Genomic DNA, 14,588 nt, shown 5'->3' with positions numbered 1-14,588 from the left:
TGATCCGCCAGTGCAATCCAGTCTACGAAGCAGGGTTTCCGCGCGCTTGACTCAGATCAACGGCAGCCGAGCGCCGCGGCCGCACAGTGAGGCGGTCGCCATGCCGATGCCCGGCAGGTGGCACGAGGCGGATGCGAACCCGTTGACCGGATCGAAGGAGGGAACACGATGAGCGCCCATGCTTTGACGACACCGAACGACGCCTGCCGCGCGGGATGCGATCTTGCATTGCGCATGGCCGCGCTGAACCGAGGCTGGCAGCAGGAATGGCATGCGCTTGCGGGGCGCTGCATCGAACGGGACCGCGACGCCGTGCGCGGCCTGCAGCAGGCGCTCACGGCTACGAACGAGTGGACGGCCTTCGGTGAAGCGGCCCGGCTGGCGATGCGCGACTACACGGTCGCCACCGTCGCGATCTGGCAGGACGCCACCGAGCTCTGCATGCGCGGGCAGTTCGAGAGTGCCGGCGCGTGGCGCACGTGGCTGCGCGAATACGGCCCCGGCGGGCTGGCGCGCTACCAGACCGACTGGCTGCCCGACCTCGGGCGGCTGGCCGTGATCAACGAGGCCAGCATGCCGTGGCGCGACTGGATGGCGGCGTTCGAGCTCGGCATCACGGAGGCCGTTGGCGCGAGCGATGGGGAAACGACGGCTGCGCGACTGCCGGACGACCACCTTGCCGCGCGGGAGCACGATCATGTCCGCTAGGCGCGTCGCGTTCGTCACGGGTGGAATGGGCGGCCTTGGCGCCGCGATCAGCCGTTGCCTGCACGACGCGGGCATGACGGTGGCGGTGTCGCACACCGAACACAACGACCACGTCGCGACGTGGCTCACGCAGGAGCGCGACGCCGGCCGCGCGTTTCATGCGTACGAGGTCGACGTTGCCGATTACGATGCGTGCCAGCACTGCGCGGCACGCGTGCTGGCCGAATTCGGGCGCGTCGACGTGCTCGTCAACAACGCCGGCATCACGCACGACGCCACCTTCGTGAAGATGACCAAGGGCATGTGGGATGCGGTGCTGCGCACCAACCTCGACAGCATGTTCAACATGACGAAGCCGTTCGTGCCCGGCATGATCGACGCGGGCTTCGGGCGGATCGTGAACATCGGGTCCGTCAACGGTTCGAGAGGTGCGTACGGGCAAACGAACTACGCGGCCGCGAAGGCCGGCATCCACGGCTTCACGAAGGCGCTCGCGCTCGAGCTCGCGCGTCACGGCGTGACGGTCAACACGGTCGCGCCAGGCTACCTGGATACGGCGATGCTCGAATCGGTGCCGAAGGAAGTGCTCGACACGAAGATCCTGCCGCAGATCCCGGTGGGGCGTCTCGGCCGCCCCGACGAGATCGCCGCGCTCGTCGGCTTCCTGTGTTCCGATGCGGGCGCATTTGCGACGGGCGCCGAATTCGATGTCAACGGCGGCATGCACATGCAATGACAGCCTCCGTCATCCGTGCACCGTTCACGCACGAATCGAATCCGCCGCCGGATCGGGGCGGGCAGGTGTCGCGTTCCGCCGAATGCCCGGCGGAAACGACTTCGCCTGCCGACCAATGGAACCGCGCAGCGCATGCGACCGTCGCCGCGATGACCTTCGGGCTGTCGCCCGTGTCGCTGGCGCTGGCCATGCTCGATTGGGGCGCGCATCTGGCGGTGTCGCCGGGGAAGTGCTTCGAGCTCGCGACGCAGGCGTGCACGGCCGCCGTTGCACCGGCGGCAAACCGGCGTGAGGGCGACGCCGACGCTGCGGACATGAGCGGCCTTGCCGTACATGCCGGCGAGGCCGATCCGCGCTTCGCCGCGCCGGCGTGGGCCGGCTGGCCGTTCAGCGCGTATCGCGACAGTTTCCTGTCGATCCAGCGCTGGTGGCGCGACGCAACGCGCGGCGTGCCGGGCGTCGAACGGCACCACGAGGAACTGGTCGGGTTCGTCGCGCGTCAATGGCTGGACGCGTGCTCGCCGGGCAACTTCCTGGCGACCAATCCGGTCGCGCTCGACGCGACGATGCGCAGCGGCGGCGCGAATCTCGCGGCAGGCTTCCGGAACTGGCTGGACGACGCGAGCGCGTTGCTCGATCGCACGAGCGGCACGCGGGCCCGCGACACGCGCACGTATCTGCCGGGACGCGACGTGGCGGTCACGCCGGGCCGCGTCGTCTGGCGCAACGCGCTGTGCGAGCTGCTGCAATACGACCCGACGACGCCCGCCGTGGCACGCGAACCGATCCTGATCGTGCCGTCGTGGATCATGAAGTACTACATCCTCGATCTGCAGCCGCACAACTCGCTGATCCGCTTCCTGGTCGACGCGGGCTACACCGTGTTTGCGGTGTCGTGGCGCAACCCGGGCGCGGAGGCCCGCGACGTCGGGCTCGACGATTATCTGCGTGACGGGTGCATGGCGACGCTCGACGCCGCCCGGTCGATCTGCGGCGAAGCGGTCCACGCGGTCGGCTATTGCCTGGGCGGCACGCTGCTGGCGATCGGCGCGGCGGCGCTCGCGCGCGACGGGCGGCAACACGACGCACTGCACTCCGTCACGTTGCTGGCGGCCCAGACCGATTTCAGCGAACCCGGCGAGCTCGGCCTGTTCATCGACGCGAGCGAACTGTCCGCACTCGACGCGTTGATGTGGCGGCAGGGCTACCTGGACGGCGCGCAGATGTCCGCCGCGTTCGAACTGCTGAACGCGCGCGACCTGATCTGGTCGCGGATGATGAGCGAATACCTGCTCGGCACGCGCACGAAGCCCAACGACCTGATGTCGTGGAATGCGGACACCACGCGCATGCCGTATCGGATGCATTCGGAATACCTGACGCGGCTCTTTCTCGACAACGATCTCGCGGCCGGCCGCTACTGCGTCGACGGGCGGCCGGTTGCGTTGTCGGATCTCGACGTGCCGACGTTCGTGGTCGGCACCGAGCGCGATCACGTGTCGCCGTGGGGTTCCGTCTACAAGCTCCACCTGCTCACGCACCACGCGCTGACCTTCGTGCTGACATCGGGCGGGCACAACGCGGGCATCGTGTCCGAACCCGGCCACGCGGGGCGCCACTATCGATGCGCGACCCGCGAACCCGGCGCGGCCTACCGCAGCCGGCACGATTTCGTACGCGATACGCCGGCGGTCGACGGATCGTGGTGGACCTGCTGGCGCGACTGGCTGCACGCGCGCTCGTCGGGCGACGTGCCGGCCCGTACGCCGGCCGCGGGGTTTGCGGCGGCGCCCGGCACCTACGTACTCGAAACATGAGCGAAAACCCGCCGCCGGAGGGGCTCGACGACGCATGCCTGCCCGGCTTGCTGCCACGCCCGGACGGCGCATTACCCGAGCTGATCGCGCGGGCGCGCAACGCGGCGCCGCTCGTCGTCGCCGTCGTGCATCCGTGTGACGCGACCAGTCTCGTTGCGCTCGCGGCGCTGCGCACGTCACCCCTGGGGGCAGCGATCGAACCGCTGATCGTCGCGCCGCGCGCCAAGGTGCAACGCGTGGCGAACGAGGCGGGCGTCGATCTTTCGAAGTGGACGATCGAGGACGTGCCGCACAGCCATGCGGCGGCGGCCCGCGCGGTCGAACTCGCGGCGGCCGGCCGCGCCGGCGCGCTGATGAAGGGCAGCCTGCACACGGACGAGCTGATGGGCGCGGTCGTCGCGGCCGGTTCGGGCCTGCGCACCGACAAGCGCATGTCCCACTGTTTCCTGATCGAGGCGCCGGCGTATCCGCGCCCGTTCATCCTGACCGACGCGGCGGTGAACATCGCGCCGGATCTCGCGCAGAAAGCGGCCATCACGCAGAACGCGATCGACGTCGCACATGCGCTGGGCGTTGCCTGCCCGCGCGTGGCGGTGCTGTGCGCGGTCGAAACCGTCAATCCGGCGATGCGCTCGACGCTCGATGCGGCCGCGCTCGCGAAGATGGCCGAGCGCGGCCAGCTCACGGGTGCGATCGTCGACGGCCCGCTCGCGTTCGACAACGCGATTTCGCTGCGGGCGGCGCACGACAAGGGGATCGATTCGCCGGTAGCCGGCCGCGCCGACATCCTGGTCGTTCCCGATATCGAAGCCGGCAACCTGCTCGCGAAGCAGCTCGAATACCTGGGGGGTGCCGTCAGCGCGGGCATCGTCGTCGGCGCACGCGTGCCGATCGTGCTGACGAGCCGTGCCGACGGCATCGCCGTCCGGATCGCTTCGTGCGCGCTCGCGACGGTGCTGGCGCAGGGTCGGCATCACCTGCAGTCCTGATGAATGAACCCGCAACCCTTTCTTTCGATGGAGGAACCGCGATGAAAGCACTCGTCTACCACGGGCCCGGGCGCAAGGCGCTCGAGGAGCGGCCGAGGCCGGAACTGCAGTCGCCCACCGACGCGATCGTCCGCGTGACGCGCACGACGATCTGCGGTACCGATCTGCATATCCTCAAGGGCGACGTACCGACCTGCGAACCCGGCCGCATTCTCGGCCATGAGGGCGTCGGCATCGTCGAGCAGGTCGGCGCCGCGGTCGATTCACTGAAGCCGGGCGATCCCGTGCTCATTTCGTGCATCTCGTCGTGCGGCCGCTGCGAGTACTGCCGGCGTGGCCTGTATTCTCACTGCACGACGGGCGGCTGGATCCTCGGCAACCGGATCGACGGCACGCAGGCCGAGTACGTGCGCATCCCGCATGCGCAGACGAGCCTCTACCGGATTCCGCCGGGCGCGGACGAGGACGCGCTCGTGATGCTGTCCGACATCCTGCCGACCGGGTTCGAATGCGGCGTGCTGAACGGCAAGGTGCAGCCCGGCTGCTCGGTCGCGATCGTCGGCGCGGGCCCGATCGGGCTGGCGGCGTTGCTGACCGCGCAGTTCTACTCGCCCGCGCGGATCATCATGATCGACCCGGACAGCAACCGGCTCGAGGTGGCGCGGCGTTTCGGCGCGACCGATTGCATCGACGGCCGCAGCGGCGACCCGGTGGCGGAGGTCATGAAGCTGACCGACGGCGTCGGCGTGGATTGCGCGATCGAGGCGGTCGGCATTCCGGCGACGTTCGAGATGTGTACCTCGCTGGTGGCGCCGGGCGGCGTGGTCGCGAACGTCGGCGTGCACGGGGTCAAGGCCGACCTGCACCTCGAGAAGCTGTGGGATCGCAATATCTCGATCACGACGCGGCTCGTCGACACGGTCAGCACGCCGATGCTGCTGAAGACCGTACGCGCCGGGCGCCTCGATCCGACGCGCCTGATCACGCACCGGTTCTCGCTCGACGACGTCGAGCGCGCATACGACACCTTCGGCCGCGCGGCGCAAACCCATGCGCTGAAGGTCATCATCGAAGTCGGTTGATCGCCGATAGCCGATCGCCGCGCCGCGCGAGCACGGAACCCGGCGCGCGATGTCCGGTTCCCGCCGCGCCGGCCCGGGCGTCGACGGCGTCGCCGTCAGGATGAAAGCGCGGCCGGCTCGTGCGTGTCGCCCGATTCGACCGCGTCGAGATCGACGCACTGCGCGTAAGTCGGCACCTCGCACGGCCAGTGCAGTCGCTCCGCGATACGCCGCCGCATCGCATCGGCCGCCGCGGGTTCGCCGTGCGTGACGAAGGTCCGCACCGGCGCGCGCTGCATCGTGCCGAGCCAGCGGAGAATCTCCTCGTAGTCGGCATGCGCGGAGAGCGTCGTGATCGACTCGACCTGCGCGCGCACGCGCACGTATTCGCCGTGAATCTTCAGCGTCGGCTCGTGCGCGGCCAGCGCCGCGCCGCGTGTGCCGGCCGCCTGGTAGCCGACCAGCGCGATCGTGTTGCGCGCATCGGGCGCGTAGCGGCTCAGGTGGTGCAGCACGCGGCCGCCCGTCGCCATTCCGCTGCCGGCGATGATGACCATCGGGCCGTGATGGTCGGCGATCGCTTTCGACTGCTCGACCGACCGGATCATCGTGGCCGCGTGACCGAGCGCATTCGCTTCGGACGGCGTCAGCCGGTGCTCGAGAATATGGTGACGATAGATCTCGGTCACGTCCGTCGCCATCGGGCTGTCGAGATATACCGGGACACGCGCCATGCGGCCGGACGCCTTCAGCCGCGCGATGTAGTGCAGGATTTCCTGCGCGCGCCCGACGGTGAAGCAGGGCATCACCACGACGCCGCCGCGCGCGAAAGTCTTGTCGAACAGCGCGGCCAGTTCGTTCTCGGGGTCCGAATCCGGATGCAGACGGTCGCCGTACGTCGATTCGACGACCAGGAAGTCCGCATGCGCGGGCGCCAGCGGCGGCTGCATGATCGGGTCGTGATAGCGGCCGAGGTCGCCCGAGAACGCGAGCACCTTGTGATTCCAGTGCATCACGACGCTCGCCGCACCGAGGATGTGCCCGGCCGGCAGCAGACGGAACGCCAGGCCGCCGCCCAGTGCGGTGCATTCGTCGAACGCGACGGGCTTCAGCAGTTGCAGCGCGCGCTGCGCATCTTCCAGCGTGTAGAGCGGCTGTGCGGGGTGATGCTTCGAGTAGCCGTGGCGGTTCGCGAAGTCGGCTTCCTCTTCCTGCAGCCGCGCGCTGTCGCGCAGCATGATGTCGCAGAGTTCGGCCGTGGCGGCCGTGCAGTACACGGGCCCGCGATATCCTTCGCGCACCAGTACCGGAAGGTAGCCGGTATGGTCGATATGCGCGTGCGTGAGCACGACCGCGTCGAGCGTGTCGGGCGCGAGCGGCAACGGGCTCCAGTTGCGCAGCCGCAGGTTCTTCGTGCCCTGGAACAGGCCGCAATCGACCAGCACGCGCCGGTTGCCGTGCTCGAGCAGGTACTTCGAGCCGGTCACGGTTTCGGTCGCGCCGAGAAAAGTCAGTTTCATGGATGCCTCACCGGGAGTCGAGGGAGCAGTGAACCGATTACAGCGCGGATGCGCGTGAAGCGATTGATGGAAATCAGGGATTGCCGTATCCGTGCCCGGGATAGGTGAGGTTCGTCCTCCAGCCGTTGCGGCTACGGTTTGACGTCAATCAACGCGCGGGCCGGACGGTGGCGCGATAGTGGTCGCATGCGCGAAGGCGATGTCGTGATTCCGCCCTCCGCGCGGGCCGCGTATATGCCGTACACCATAGGCAGCGAGATTTCGACGCGATAGGGACGAATCCATCATGACGCTGATCGCCAACCTGGACGGCGCGCGGACCGGCTACCGGCTGTGCTTCGTCCGCGCGCCCTGGGCGTGGTTTACGTGCCTGCCGCTCGACCTGCAATGCGGCCAAAGCTGGGCCGATGTGCCGTATCAGGACGTCGCGCAGCCGCCTTACAGCGATTCGCGCACACAGCTGCTGCGCGTGGCGTTCGACGCGCCGCGCCTGCTGCCGCCCGAAGCCGGCCGGCACGGGCAGGACTGGAGCGTCGAGCAGATCAACGGCGGCGCGGTGCCGTGGCTGCGCAGCGAGGAATTCGTCGACGCGATGAAGCTGGCCGTGCCGGCGGGGGCGACACTCGCCGAATTCGTCGAGACGATCGAGGCCGCCGGCGGTACCGTCTACGGCCCGCTCGGCTGGGCCGAGTTGCCGCCCTGGCAGCGGCCGGACATCGTGGCGCACACGTAGACGGGCCGACTCCGGACGACCGCACTGCCGCGTTTCAGCCCGGGTCACCCCAGCCGCCGCCGAGCGCGACGTAGAACGCGACCGTGTCCTGCAGCCGCTGCGCGACTGCCTGCAGCCACGCAAGACGCGCCTGATGGTATTGCACGTCGGCGACCAGCAACTGCACGTAGCCCGAGATCCCCGCGTCGTAGCCGGCCTGCGTAAGTGTCAGCGCATCGCGGGCCGCGGCCATCGCGCGGGCCTGCGCATCGAGCGCCGTTGCGTCGTTCGCGAGTGCGCGCAGCGTGTCGGCGACCTGCGAGAACGCCGACAGCACTACTTGCCGGTAGGTCGCGTCGGCTTCGTCGTACGCATCCTGCGCTGCACGCCGCTGGTTCAGCAGCGTGCCGCCGTGAAAGAGCGGTGCGGTGAGCCCGGCGCCGACGCTCCATGCGCGGCCGGCCGGCGCGAACAGCCGGCCGGCGACGATGCTGTCGAAGCCGCCCGACGCGGACAGCGTGACATTCGGGTAGAGCGCGGCCGTCGCGACGCCGACCTGTGCACTGGCCACGTGCAGTTGCGCTTCCGCCTGCAGGATGTCCGGCCGGCGGCGCACCAGCGACGACGGCGCCGTATCCGGCAGGCTGGCCGGCAGCGCGATGCGCTCGAGCGACAGGTCGGGTGTCTGCCAGTCGGCGGGGTAGCGGCCGGCGAGCAGCGCGAGCAGGTCGTCGGCCTGGGCGCGTTTCTGGTCGAGCGCGGGCAGCGTCGCCTCGAGCGACGCCCGTTGCGATTCCAGTGTCAGCACCGCAACGTAGGCCGCCGCGCCGGCCGTCACCTGTGCGCGCGTCAGGCGGATCTGCTCGTCGAGCAGGCCGATCATCTCGCGCGTGGCCGCGGCTTCGTCCCGATAGGCGGCGCGCGCGACCATCGTGTTGACGACGTTGGCGGTCAGCATCAGGTATGCGCCCGCCAGCGCCTGGCGCTGTGCGTCGACGCCGGCCGTGAGCGTCTCGACCTGCCGCCGCTCGCCGCCCCACAGGTCGAGCGTGTAGCTGACCGTCGCCGACAGCGTGTACAGGTTGAAGATCGAGGCCGGCACTACCTGCCCGGTGCGCAGCGGCGCATAGCGCTGGCGCGACGCGCCGGCCTGAGCATCCGCCTGCGGAAAGAACACGCCTTCGCCGGCCCGCAGCGCATGTTCGCTGCGCCGCAGCGTCGCCTCGGCGAGATCGAGCGTCGGGCTGCCGGTCAGCGCCTCGCCGACGGTCGAGTCGATCGCACGGCTGCCGAAGCGCGTCCACCAGTCGCGTGTGAGCGGCTCGCTCGCCGACAGCGCCTGTGTCTGCCCCCCGGCTGTCCATGCGCCGGTCGCGGCGTCCGCGGCGACAAAACGCGATACATGCGGAACGGGCGGACGGGTGAAGTCGGGCCCGACCATGCATCCGGCCAGCGACGCGACGGCCGCGAGCAGGGTCGCCGCGCGCAGCAGGCCCCGGACGGGGCGATCATTTGCCGGCCACGTATACATCGACGATCTGCCCGGGAAACAACCGGACAGCCTTGTTCGGGACGATACGGAAAATGACCGGCAGCACCCGCACGTCGACGCGCTCGGTGCGCTGGTCGGACAATTCGATCTTCGGCGTGACGTACGGCTGCACGCGGACGAACTGGAGGTCGGCCTCGCCCGACGTACCGCGCACGAACATGTGGGCCTTCAGCGCGTGCAGGTCGGGCAACTGGTGGATCAGGATTTCGTCGATGTAGCAGCGCACCTGCAGGCGGTCGACCGGCGTGCCGAGCACCGCGACGGGCCCGTTGCCCCGCGTGTAGGTATCGTAGAGCCCCTGCGAGGTCAGGTACGAGCCGACGGCCGCGTTCATCGCGAGCACGGTGCCGTCCGCCGGCGCGCGCAGCGTGTAGCGGGCAAGCAGCGCGGCAGCCGCGTCGGCCGCGCGCCGCAGCGCGACGGCCTGCGCTTCCTGGTTGCGCACGTCGTAACTCCACGCGCCGGCTTTCGTCAGGCGATACTGCCGCGTCACGACGTCCAGGTTGGCCGCAGCGACGCGTACCGCGTTCGCGGCCGTGTCGAGCGCATCGCGGCTGACGGCCTTCGGGTCGATGTCGTACGCGCGCCGCTGCTTGTCGTACTGATCCTGCGCGAGCTTCAGGCTGGCCTGCGCGGCCGTGGTCTGCGCGGTGGCCACGTCGAGCACCTCGCGGCGCGGCTGCGCTTTCAGTTCGTCGAGCAGGGCGGCGGCCGCGTCGGCCTGTGCCGCGAGCTGCGCGGCGGTGGCGCGCTGCACCGAGTCGTCGATCGTCAGCAGCACATCGCCGGCCTTCACCGGATCGCCGTCGTGCACGAGGATGCGTGTCACCGCGCCCGACACGTCCGGGTAGACGTTCACGTTCGCGCCGGCCGGCTGTTCGCTTTCGACGATGCCGTTCGCATAGACGCCGCGCGCGTACGGATTGGCGGCCGGCTTGAATACCGGTGGCTGCGGCGGTTCCTGACGGCTGTATACCCACGCGGCAACGACGCTTGCCAGGAAGCCGAGCAGGGCGGCCACGAACACGAGCCGGTGCTTCATCGCGCACCTCCGCGGTCGATTCCGTTCAGCTTGCCGTCCTCCATCCGCAGGATGCGATCCGCGTATTCGAAGATCCGTGCGTCGTGCGTGACGATCACGATGCAGCGCGTGTCGTTCAGCACCTGGTGCTTGACGAAGTCGATGATCATGCGGCCCGTGTCGCCGTCGAGCGACGCGGTCGGCTCGTCGAGGATCAGCAGGTCGGGCTGGCTGACGATCGCGCGCGCGATCGCGACGCGTTGCTGCTCGCCGCCCGACAGCTTGACGGGCGGCAGTTGTGCGCGATTGCCGAGCCCGACGACGTCGAGGTAGCCGAGCGCTTCGTGCATCGCCTCGTCCCACGGCCGGCGTTTCAGGATCAGCGGAATCGCGACGTTCTCCACGGTCGTGAGCCGCGGGAACAGGTGGTAGTCCTGGAATACGAAGCCGATCCGGTTCAGCCGGAAATCGGCGATCGCGTCGTTCGGCTGCGCCCACAGGTCGACGCCGTCGATCGACACCGAGCCGGATTCCGGCCGCAGGATGCCCGAGATCACGCTGAGCAGCGTCGTCTTGCCGCTGCCGGACGGCCCGACGATCAGCAGCATCTCGCCGAAGTTCGCCTGCATCGACACGTCGCGCAACGCCTGCGTGCGCGCGTCGCCTTCGCCGAACCACTTGCTGACGCCTTGTGCGTCGATCGCGACGTTCGCCATGGTCAGCCCCGGAAGATGTCGAACGGCTCGATGCGCAGCACGCGCCGCACGCCGAGATAGCTCGAGATCGTCGCGATCACGACCACCATCCCGAACGCGAGCGCCAGGTTGCCGAACGTGACGAGCGCCGCGTAATCCGGAATCTGCAGCTTCGCCAGGCTGATCATCAGCACGCACAGGCCGACGCCGATGCCGTAGCCGGTCAGCGCGGTGAACGTCGCCTGGAACAGGATCATCACGACGAGTTCGCGGCTTTTCGCGCCGATCGCCTTCAGCGCGCCGAACTTGTCGAGGTTCTCGAGGATGAACGCATAGAACGTCTGGCCCGAGATCGACAGGCCGATGATGAAGCTGATGATCGTCATCAGCATGATGTTGGTGCCCAGCCCGGTCTCGTATTTGTAGAAGCGTGCGATCTGCGCGATGAATTCGTCGCGCGTGTACGCGCGATAGCCGAGCGATTGCACGACGGCCTTGATGTGCGCGATGTCCGCGGCCGATTTCGGCTCGACGAGAATGTACGACGTCGTGAAGCGCGGCGACGGAATGTACCGGATCGCGCGAGCGTACGTGGTGTAGAGCGTCGGCGTGCCGAACAGCCCGCTGGCCGCCACCTTCGCGATGCCGACGATCACGCCGCGATGGTCGTTCAGTTCGAAATCGGTGCCGATCGACGGATTCTCGAGTTTCGGAAACTCGGGGTCCTGGATCGCGATGAAGCCGTTCTCCGCGTAGATGTCCTCGATGTGGCCCTGCAGCATCGTCGGACGGCCGAGCAGGCTCGCGTCGTCGAGGCCGACGACCGTCACGGCCTGGTAGGTGCCGGAGCGCAGCTTCACGAGCGCGGCGCCGGAGTAGAGCGGCACCGCATACTTGACGCCGTCGATGCTGCGCACCACGTCGAGCACATAGTCGGGCATGCCGATGCTGTTCGCGATCGTCTTCACGGCCGGGTCCATCACCCACACTTTCGCGCCGATGTTGATGACGGACGCCGACGACTTGTTCAGGATCCCGGCGAACAGCGATGTCATCTCGATCATCAGCAGCACGGAGAACGTAATGCCGACGGTCAGCGCGGTGAACTTCGCGCTGTCGTTCACGAGCAGCTTGAACGCGAGGCGGAGGATGCCGTTCACGATGGTGAATGCAAGGGACGCGGGCGCATCACGAATCCTCGCCGACGGCCGAATTCAACTGTGCGACGAAAGCAGCGACGCCCGACACCAGCGCGACGATTGCGTACGGGAGGACATGCACGCCGACCAGCATCGCATGTACGACGCCCAGCAGCGACGCGAGTGCGGTGAACACGCCGAGCGTGGCAAGAACGATCCGGTTTGGCAGGCGCATCATGACGTTCTCCGGCGAGGCGGCCGCCGGCCGCCGTGAGCGCGATGCCGCCCTGCCGCCATCGCGGCCGCCGCGGCTATCACAGGACGTGTCGTCATGATCGCGTGAAGGGTGCCGGCACGGTTGATCTGTATCAACGGACGAATGGGGCCGCCGCGCGGGCGTCCGGCCGCCCGCCGGTTACGCCATTTGGGCGATCGTCTTGCGAAAGCGCGTCAGCGACAGCAGGAACAGCGCGCAGCCGATCGCGAACAGCACCGCGAACTGGATCCAGACCGCATCGAGTCCCGCGCCGCGGTACAGGATGCGTTGCGCGAGTTCGACGAAATGCGTGGTCGGCGCGGCCAGCATGATGTCCTGCACGGCGAGCGGCATGCTCTCGCGCGGTGTCAGTCCGCCTGACAGCAGTTGCAGCGGCAGCAGCACGAGCACGAGCAACATCCCGAACTGCGGCATGCTGCGCACGAGCGTCGCGAGAAAGATCCCCATCGACGTCGTCGCGAACAGGTGCAGCGCCATCCCGGCCACGAACAGCGGGATGGAGCCCGGAATCGGCACGTGCAGCGCTCCGCCCACGACCAGCGTCAGCGACGCGACGGCCGCCACCGTGACGACGAGCCCCATCGACCAGACCTTCGCGAGCATGATTTCCGCGGCGGTGACCGGCATCACGAGCAGGTGCTCGATCGTGCCGTGCTCGCGTTCGCGGATCAGCGCGGCCCCGGTGAGGATCATCGACAGCATCGTCACGTTGTTGATCAGCTCCATCAGCGCGCCGAACCACACTTCGTCGAGATTCGGGTTGAAGCGCATCCGCATCGCGAGATCGACGGGCGGCGACGAGGTGCCGCGATAGCGCCGCACGAATGCGTCGATCTCACCCGACACGATCTGCTGCACGTATCCGCCGCCGGTAAAGGCCTGCGTCATGCGGGTCGCGTCGACGTTGAGCTGGATCGTCGCGTGACGGCCGGCGAGCACGTCGCGCTGGAAATCCGGCGGAATGTCGAGCGAGAACGTGTAGTCGCCGTTGTCGAGGCCGCGATCGGCCGCGGCCGCGTCGACGATCGGCGGCGGTGCGAACTGCGGCGGGAAGAACGCGGACGCGATGCGCGCCGACAGCGGCGATGCGTCTTCGTCGACGATCGCGATCGGCACCTTGTGCAGCGTTTCCGGGCGCGCGGTGGCCGCGACGTAGATCGACGCGCTGAACGTGTAGACGATCAGCACGAGCAGGATCGGGTCGCGGGCGAGGCTCCAGAGCTCCTTGACCCCGAGCCGGAAGATGACGAGCAGGCGCGACATGGTCAGCGCTCCTGTTTGCGCAGCAGGGCGGCGGTCATGGCCAGGATGGCCGGCGCCGCCGCGAGCAGCGGCCAGAACTGCGACGACAGGTCGCCCAGGCCGAGCGCCTTGTTGTAGACGCCGCGGCTGATCGCGAGCATGTAGGTGGCCGGGTAGACCGCCCCGATCCACTTGCCGGCGCCTTCCAGCGACGACAGCGGCGTGAGCAGCCCCGAGAACTGCACGACGGGAATCAGCGTGCCGACGATCGTCATGAAGATCGCGGCGATCTGGCTGCGCGTGAACGTCGACGCGAACAGGCCGATGCCCGTGGCCACCACGTTGAAGACCAGCACCGCGGCCGCGAGCGTGAAGAAGCTGCCCTTGATCCGCACGCCGAACGCGACGTCGGCCAGCACGACCATCAGCAGGAAGTTCAGCATGGCGAGCATCACGTAGGGCGCCTGCTTGCCGAGCAGGAATTCCGCGCGTGTGACGGGCGTGACGTACAGGTTGACGATCGACCCGAGCTCCCGTTCCCGGACGACGGCGAGCGCCGTCAGCATCGCGGGCAGCATCAGCAGCAGCATCGGCATGATGGCCGGAATCATCGCCGGCAGGCTCTTGACGTCCGGGTTGTAGCGATAGCGCACGGCGATCTCGACGGCCGGCGCGAGCGACGCGCCGAGCCGGCGCTTCGCCTGGTCGCGCAGCCAGTTCTCGTGCATGCCGGCGACGTAGCCGCGGATCGTCTCGGCGCGCATCGGCATCGCGCCGTCGATCCACGCGCCGATCTCGACCCGGCGGCCGTGCGCGACGTCCCGCGCGAACCCGGGCGGAATCTCGATCGCGAGCGACAGCTGGCCGTTGCGCATGCGGCGGTCGATCTCGCGCTCGTCCGCGAGCGGCGCGCGCGGCACGAAGTAGCGCGAGCCGCCGAGGTTCTGCGCATAGTCCTGGCTCAGGATCGACTGGTCGCGGTCGAGCACCGCGAACGTCAGGTTGTCGACGTCGAGGCTGATGCCGATGCTGATGACGCACATCAGGACGAGCGACCCGAACAGGGCCAGCGTCGCGCGCAGCGGGTCGCGCCGCAGCTCCAGCACTTCCCGCCACAGG

14 protein-coding genes are annotated in these 14,588 nt (G+C 68.6%); 6 read left to right on the top strand and 8 right to left on the bottom strand.

What is annotated here, in order from left to right:
• Positions 1-168: 168 nt before the first annotated feature.
• From DPV74_RS17345 to DPV74_RS17325, 5 genes are read left to right on the top strand one after another with little or no spacing between them, the layout of a single operon-like run.
• On the top strand, positions 169-708 hold the full coding sequence (locus tag DPV74_RS17345) for a hypothetical protein (RefSeq protein WP_091922997.1): 540 nt from the start codon (positions 169-171) through the stop codon (positions 706-708).
• Positions 698-1,444 carry a beta-ketoacyl-ACP reductase gene (locus tag DPV74_RS17340; RefSeq protein WP_027792306.1) on the top strand — a complete coding sequence of 249 codons (747 nt, stop codon included), beginning with the start codon at positions 698-700 and terminating at the stop codon, positions 1,442-1,444. Before DPV74_RS17345 ends, DPV74_RS17340 begins: the two co-directional genes overlap by 11 nt.
• Positions 1,441-3,261, top strand: a complete 1,821-nt coding sequence (locus DPV74_RS17335) for an alpha/beta hydrolase (protein WP_091922999.1) — start codon at positions 1,441-1,443, stop codon at positions 3,259-3,261. The genes DPV74_RS17340 and DPV74_RS17335 overlap by 4 nt, the downstream gene beginning before the upstream one ends.
• Positions 3,258-4,250: a bifunctional enoyl-CoA hydratase/phosphate acetyltransferase gene (locus DPV74_RS17330; RefSeq protein ID WP_060198385.1), complete on the top strand. Its 993-nt coding sequence runs from the start codon at positions 3,258-3,260 to the stop codon at positions 4,248-4,250. Before DPV74_RS17335 ends, DPV74_RS17330 begins: the two co-directional genes overlap by 4 nt.
• A 41-nt stretch (positions 4,251-4,291) precedes the next feature.
• The gene (locus DPV74_RS17325) at positions 4,292-5,332 is read left to right on the top strand and encodes a zinc-dependent alcohol dehydrogenase family protein (protein ID WP_059696792.1); all 1,041 of its coding nucleotides are present in this window, start codon (positions 4,292-4,294) and stop codon (positions 5,330-5,332) included.
• 95 nt (positions 5,333-5,427) lie between these two features.
• On the opposite strand, the gene DPV74_RS17320 is transcribed toward DPV74_RS17325, so the two are convergent.
• Positions 5,428-6,831 (bottom strand): MBL fold metallo-hydrolase RNA specificity domain-containing protein, encoded by a 1,404-nt coding sequence (locus DPV74_RS17320; protein ID WP_091923001.1) that lies wholly within the window; start codon positions 6,829-6,831, stop codon positions 5,428-5,430.
• A 286-nt stretch (positions 6,832-7,117) separates the two neighbouring features.
• On the opposite strand from DPV74_RS17320, the gene DPV74_RS17315 reads away from it, so the two are divergent.
• A complete protein-coding gene (locus DPV74_RS17315) occupies positions 7,118-7,564 on the top strand; it encodes a hypothetical protein (protein ID WP_021163484.1) in 447 nt (148 codons plus the stop codon).
• A 34-nt stretch (positions 7,565-7,598) separates the two neighbouring features.
• Here DPV74_RS17315 and DPV74_RS17310 read toward each other — a convergent pair whose 3' ends face one another.
• The 7 genes from DPV74_RS17310 to DPV74_RS17280 all read right to left on the bottom strand — a co-directional run.
• Positions 7,599-9,074 (bottom strand): efflux transporter outer membrane subunit, encoded by a 1,476-nt coding sequence (locus DPV74_RS17310; protein ID WP_119337633.1) that lies wholly within the window; start codon positions 9,072-9,074, stop codon positions 7,599-7,601.
• Positions 9,052-10,137 carry an HlyD family secretion protein gene (locus tag DPV74_RS17305; protein ID WP_059696786.1) on the bottom strand — a complete coding sequence of 362 codons (1,086 nt, stop codon included), beginning with the start codon at positions 10,135-10,137 and terminating at the stop codon, positions 9,052-9,054. Before DPV74_RS17305 ends, DPV74_RS17310 begins: the two co-directional genes overlap by 23 nt.
• Complete coding sequence (locus tag DPV74_RS17300; protein WP_174392701.1) at positions 10,134-10,838, bottom strand: ABC transporter ATP-binding protein; 705 nt, start codon at positions 10,836-10,838, stop codon at positions 10,134-10,136. The genes DPV74_RS17305 and DPV74_RS17300 overlap by 4 nt, the downstream gene beginning before the upstream one ends.
• Positions 10,835-11,971, bottom strand: a complete 1,137-nt coding sequence (locus DPV74_RS17295) for an ABC transporter permease (protein WP_059696782.1) — start codon at positions 11,969-11,971, stop codon at positions 10,835-10,837. Before DPV74_RS17295 ends, DPV74_RS17300 begins: the two co-directional genes overlap by 4 nt.
• Positions 11,972-11,999: 28 nt before the next feature.
• Positions 12,000-12,188 (bottom strand): DUF2964 family protein, encoded by a 189-nt coding sequence (locus DPV74_RS17290; RefSeq protein ID WP_059696780.1) that lies wholly within the window; start codon positions 12,186-12,188, stop codon positions 12,000-12,002.
• Positions 12,189-12,365: 177 nt separating this feature from the next.
• Entirely contained in the window at positions 12,366-13,490 is a 1,125-nt protein-coding gene (locus tag DPV74_RS17285; protein WP_060349158.1) for an ABC transporter permease, read from the bottom strand.
• Positions 13,491-13,492: 2 nt separating this feature from the next.
• Positions 13,493-14,588: ABC transporter permease (locus DPV74_RS17280; RefSeq protein WP_162923067.1), on the bottom strand; the 1,096-nt coding region annotated here is incomplete at its 5' end.

This window comes from Burkholderia sp. HAN2018 (genome assembly GCF_024704855.1).
GTDB classification, from domain to species: Bacteria; Pseudomonadota; Gammaproteobacteria; order Burkholderiales; family Burkholderiaceae; genus Burkholderia; species Burkholderia cepacia.
The sequence above is the reverse complement of the archived record's forward strand: the minus strand, read 5'-3'. Positions and strand labels throughout refer to the sequence as shown.

Excerpts from the sequence above, each read along its gene's own strand:
- DPV74_RS17305 (WP_059696786.1), bottom strand. The coding sequence starts at position 10,137 with ATGAAGCACCGGCTCGTGTTCGTGGCCGCCCTGCTCGGCTTCCTGGCA.
- DPV74_RS17340 (WP_027792306.1), top strand. The coding sequence starts at position 698 with ATGTCCGCTAGGCGCGTCGCGTTCGTCACGGGTGGAATGGGCGGCCTT.
- DPV74_RS17330 (WP_060198385.1), top strand. The coding sequence starts at position 3,258 with ATGAGCGAAAACCCGCCGCCGGAGGGGCTCGACGACGCATGCCTGCCC.
- DPV74_RS17310 (WP_119337633.1), bottom strand. The coding sequence starts at position 9,074 with ATGTATACGTGGCCGGCAAATGATCGCCCCGTCCGGGGCCTGCTGCGC.
- DPV74_RS17345 (WP_091922997.1), top strand. The coding sequence starts at position 169 with ATGAGCGCCCATGCTTTGACGACACCGAACGACGCCTGCCGCGCGGGA.
- DPV74_RS17315 (WP_021163484.1), top strand. The coding sequence starts at position 7,118 with ATGACGCTGATCGCCAACCTGGACGGCGCGCGGACCGGCTACCGGCTG.
- DPV74_RS17325 (WP_059696792.1), top strand. The coding sequence starts at position 4,292 with ATGAAAGCACTCGTCTACCACGGGCCCGGGCGCAAGGCGCTCGAGGAG.
- DPV74_RS17335 (WP_091922999.1), top strand. The coding sequence starts at position 1,441 with ATGACAGCCTCCGTCATCCGTGCACCGTTCACGCACGAATCGAATCCG.
- DPV74_RS17320 (WP_091923001.1), bottom strand. The coding sequence starts at position 6,831 with ATGAAACTGACTTTTCTCGGCGCGACCGAAACCGTGACCGGCTCGAAG.
- DPV74_RS17290 (WP_059696780.1), bottom strand. The coding sequence starts at position 12,188 with ATGATGCGCCTGCCAAACCGGATCGTTCTTGCCACGCTCGGCGTGTTC.
- DPV74_RS17285 (WP_060349158.1), bottom strand. The coding sequence starts at position 13,490 with ATGTCGCGCCTGCTCGTCATCTTCCGGCTCGGGGTCAAGGAGCTCTGG.